Here is a 4,164-nt window from a genome sequence, read left to right as displayed (position 1 = left end):
CGAGGCGTGGAAGACGATGAACCTGTCGTTCGTGCTGGAAAATTGAACCGCGGGCGACGACCCGCCGCAAGGATGGGCCTGCAGGTCGGCCCCCCGGGTCGTCGCCCAAGGTACTGGCCTTGGGGGGCCTGCATGCCTATCTTTGCGCGATGGGCTCTTTCAGTCGTTTCTCGCCGGTCCGCGCCTATCGCGACCTCCGCCTGTTCCTCCGGGGCCGGCAGCCGTACGAGCTCGGCTTTCTCGCGCTGGCGATGCTCGTCACGGGCTTCCTGATCTACGCCTTTTCGAAGGACAGCTATGCCGAGCGCGAATATCGGCCGAACATCGTCTATGTCGAGCAATGGCCCGCGGATCGCACCGATGCGCAGATCGTCGCCCAGCAGAAGATCGACGCGCCGATCAAGGCCGCGCGTCTGGCTGAGCAGAAGAAGCGCGAGGAGGAAACCCGCGCGTCGTTCAAGCGGATGGACGACAAGCTGAAGGCGCTGGGGATCTGAACATCGACCAGCCCGGCCGCGGTATTGGCGCGGCACTGGCGCTGGCGGCACGGGGACGCGGGCGTACGGCACCCAACCCTTGTGTCGGCTGCGTGATCGTCGCGGACGGGCGCATCGTCGGGCGCGGCTGGACGCAAGCAGGCGGTCGGCCGCATGCCGAGGCGATGGCACTGACGCAGGCGGGCGTGAAGGCGCGGGGAGCCACGGCCTATGTGACGCTCGAGCCCTGTGCGCATGAATCACCGCGCGGGCCGGCGTGCAGCGATCTGCTGATCGCGGCCGGCGTGGCGCGGGTCGTCGCGGCGCTGGAGGATCCGGATCCCCGGACGGCGGGGCGCGGGTTCGCGCGGTTGCGCGACGCCGGGATCCACGTCGAAACGGGCGTGCGCGCCGCCGAGGCGCGACGGTCGATGGCGGGGTTCCTTACACGACTCGCCCGCGGCCGGCCGCATGTCACGCTGAAGCTCGCGACCTCGCTCGACGGCTGTATCGCGATGGCGGACGGGTCGAGCCGCTGGATCACCGGGCCACAGGCGCGCGCGCATGCGCATCTCGAACGCAGCCGGCACGAGGCGATCCTGGTCGGGCGCGGGACGTTCGAGGCGGATGCGCCGCGACTCGACGTGCGGCTTGCGGGACTGGAGTCGCAAGCACCGCGCCGCGTGCTGCTGTCGCGGACGGCGCCCGATGCGGACGCGGGGTGGCACGTCATCGCCGATCCGCAGGATATTGCGGCCCTGCCCGGCGACCATCTGCTGGTCGAGGGCGGCGCGGCCGTAGCGTCGGCGTTCCTTGCCGCGGATCTGGTTGACCGGCTGCTGCTGTACCGCGCGCCGATCCTGATCGGGAACGGCCGGCATTCCATTGGCGATATTGGTCTCGGCGATCTTTCCAGCGCGCATGGCCGCTGGTCGATCATCGATTCACGGCAACTTGGCAGCGACCGAGTCGAGGTCTACGAGCGCAAGCGAAACGAGGGATAATGTTTACCGGAATCGTCACCGACATCGGCAAAATCACCAGCGTGGCGCAGCAGGGCGACACGCGCGTGGTCATCGCGACCGCCTATGATCCCGCCACGATCGACCTGGGAGCGTCGATCGCGTGTTCGGGCGTGTGCCTGACCGTGGTCGACAAGTCCGCGGGCGGCGACGGACCGCACTGGTTCGCGGTCGACGTCTCGGGTGAGACGATCAGCCGCACCGCGCGCGACCAGTGGACGCAAGGTCGCCCGCTCAACCTCGAACGCGCGATGAAGCTCGGCGAGGAGCTGGGCGGGCATATCGTCACCGGCCATGTCGACGGGCTCGGCACGGTCGTGTCGGTGGTCGAGGAGGGCGGCTCGCATCGCGTCACCGTCCGCGCCGGCGCAGACATCGCGCCGTTCATCGCCGCCAAGGGATCGGTCACGATCGACGGCGTGTCGCTGACCGTCAACACCGTCCGCGACGTCGACGGCCCCGACGGGCAACGCGCGGTCGAGTTCGGGCTGAATATCATCCCGCATACCTGGGGCGTGACTACGCTCGGGACGATCGAGGCGGACCGGACGGTCAATATCGAGATCGACGTCCTTGCCCGCTATCTCCAACGGATGGAGCATTACCGTGTCAATGCCGGCTGAACGCAGCGCCGAACTCGGGCGCCTGAAGCATGGATATCTGTCGAGCCCCGAAGAGATCATCGACGAGGCGCGCAACGGCCGGATGTTCATCCTGGTCGATGACGAGGACCGCGAGAACGAGGGCGACCTGGTCATCCCCGCGCAGATGGCGACGCCCGAGAAGATCAACTTCATGGCGAAGTTCGGTCGCGGGCTGATCTGTCTCGCGCTGACCAAGACGCGGACCGAAGAGCTCGGACTCGAGCTGATGAGCCGCAACAACGGCACGCGGCACGAGACCGCGTTCACCGTGTCGATCGAGGCGCTCGAAGGCGTCACCACGGGGATCTCGGCGGCGGATCGCGCGCGTACGATCGCGGTGGCGATCGATGCGACCAAGCAGAAGGCGGACATCGTTACCCCCGGCCATGTATTCCCGCTGGTCGCGCGCGATGGCGGCGTGCTGATCCGCGCCGGCCATACCGAGGCGGCGGTCGACGTCGCGCGGCTTGCTGGATTGAACCCCTCGGGCGTGATCTGCGAGATCATGAACGAGGACGGGACGATGGCCCGGATGGACGACCTCGTCACCTTCGCGCAGTTCCACAATATCAAGATCGGCACGATCCGCGACCTGATCGCGTATCGCCGCCGCTACGACCATCTGGTCGAGAAGCGTGCCGAGGCCAGGTTCACGTCCGAATGGGGCGGCGACTGGACCGCGCTGACCTTCTGGAACAAGGCGACGGGCACCGAGCAGGTCGCGCTGGTCAAGGGCCGGATCGACCCCGCCAAGCCGACGCTCGTCCGGATGCATGCGCTGTCGCCGTTCGCCGACATCTTCGGCGAATCGGGCGATCGCGGCCGGATCCTGGCGCGGTCGATGCAGATGATCGCGGACGAGGGCGCGGGCGTGATCGTCGTCATCAACCGGCCGCGCGGCAACGCGTTCACCTCCGCCGTGCTGAAGAAGGCGGGCGCGGAGATCACCCCGGACATGGAGGAGCTGCGCGACTACGGCGTCGGCGCGATGATCCTGACCGAGCTCGGCGTCCATGACATGGTGCTGATCACCAACACCCACCACACGCTGGTCGGGCTCGACGGCTATGGCCTGTCGATTGTCGGCGAACGCCCGATCGCTCCCCTCGACACCGAAAAGGCTCCCAACTGATGGCGCATATCCTGATCGTCGAAGCGCGGTTCTACGACCATCTGAATGACCTGCTGATCGAGGGCGCGCGCGCGGCGATCGAGGCCGCGGGGCACAGCCACGAGACGATCACCGTCCCCGGCGCGCTCGAGGTCCCCGGCGCGATCGCGCTGGCGGCCGAGAGCGAGACCTATGACGGCTATGTCGCGCTGGGCGTCGTGATCCGCGGCGAAACCTATCATTTTGAGATCGTCGCTGGCGAGAGCGCGCGCGGGATCATGGCGCTGACGATGGACGGCCTGCCGATCGGCAACGGCATCCTGACCACCGAGAACGAGGCGCAGGCGCTCACCCGCGCCCGCCCGACCGAGGGCGACAAGGGCGGCGGCGCGGCGAAAGCAGCGCTGGCGATGCTGGCGCTGAAGGACCGCTTCGTCGCGTAGGATGCCTGGGCGTTCGAACGTCCGCCCTCATCCACCCACGATCGCCCTGGTCATTCCTCGGGAGTGTCGCGCAGGGCGGCCTCGACCTCTTCGGCAGTAATTCCGAACGCGGCGGCCAGCGCGGCGATCGACGCGCCGCGTGCGGCGAGCGTGCGGATGCGGGCGGGGTCGACGATCGTCGTATAGCCGCGGGTGTCGCGTTCGGTCTTCGTTTCCTCGCCGCTGCGCGCACGCGCGCCCGAGCGGCGGCGCTTGGCGATCTTGAGCGCTTCCTCGTCATTGGCAGGCGGTGCGTCGAGGCGCGCGCGGATCCGCTGCGCTTCCTCGACCCGGCGGGCTTCACGCGCACGTTCACGGTCCTGCGAGAGCGCATCGCGTTGCGCGGCGCGCGCTTCGGCGCGCTGATCGGTCGCGGCGAGGCGGTCCTGCGCGCGCTGTTCCCGCTCGCGGGCACGCTCTTCGGCGCGG

Annotated in this window: 6 protein-coding genes; 5 read left to right on the top strand and 1 reads right to left on the bottom strand. The window is 68.5% G+C overall.

The features are described 5' to 3' along the window. The first annotated feature begins 149 nt into the window (after positions 1–149). Genes sphsw_RS09970 through ribH form a run of 5 tightly spaced genes read left to right on the top strand, consistent with a single transcriptional unit; the run spans position 150 to position 3,696 of the window. Positions 150–497, top strand: coding sequence for a hypothetical protein (locus sphsw_RS09970; protein ID WP_031396092.1), 348 nt, complete (start codon positions 150–152; stop codon positions 495–497). 23 nt (positions 498–520) lie between these two features. Then, the gene (gene ribD / locus sphsw_RS09965) at positions 521–1,480 is read left to right on the top strand and encodes a bifunctional diaminohydroxyphosphoribosylaminopyrimidine deaminase/5-amino-6-(5-phosphoribosylamino)uracil reductase RibD (RefSeq protein WP_031440489.1); all 960 of its coding nucleotides are present in this window, start codon (positions 521–523) and stop codon (positions 1,478–1,480) included. Then, complete coding sequence (locus tag sphsw_RS09960) at positions 1,480–2,121, top strand: riboflavin synthase (RefSeq protein WP_031440488.1); 642 nt, start codon at positions 1,480–1,482, stop codon at positions 2,119–2,121. Before ribD ends, sphsw_RS09960 begins: the two co-directional genes overlap by 1 nt. Continuing rightward, positions 2,111–3,274: a 3,4-dihydroxy-2-butanone-4-phosphate synthase gene (gene ribB / locus sphsw_RS09955; RefSeq protein ID WP_031440487.1), complete on the top strand. Its 1,164-nt coding sequence runs from the start codon at positions 2,111–2,113 to the stop codon at positions 3,272–3,274. Before sphsw_RS09960 ends, ribB begins: the two co-directional genes overlap by 11 nt. Further along, positions 3,274–3,696, top strand: a complete 423-nt coding sequence (ribH, locus tag sphsw_RS09950) for a 6,7-dimethyl-8-ribityllumazine synthase (protein WP_031440486.1) — start codon at positions 3,274–3,276, stop codon at positions 3,694–3,696. The genes ribB and ribH overlap by 1 nt, the downstream gene beginning before the upstream one ends. A gap of 50 nt (positions 3,697–3,746) precedes the next feature. On the opposite strand, the gene sphsw_RS09945 is transcribed toward ribH, so the two are convergent. After that, positions 3,747–4,164, bottom strand: a 418-nt coding sequence (locus tag sphsw_RS09945) for a hypothetical protein (RefSeq protein WP_031440485.1), incomplete at its 5' end; no start/stop codon positions are given.

This window comes from Sphingomonas sp. FUKUSWIS1 (assembly GCF_000733135.1).
Classification (GTDB): Bacteria; Pseudomonadota; Alphaproteobacteria; order Sphingomonadales; family Sphingomonadaceae; genus Sphingomonas; species Sphingomonas aerolata.
The sequence above is the reverse complement of the archived record's forward strand: the minus strand, read 5'-3'. Positions and strand labels throughout refer to the sequence as shown.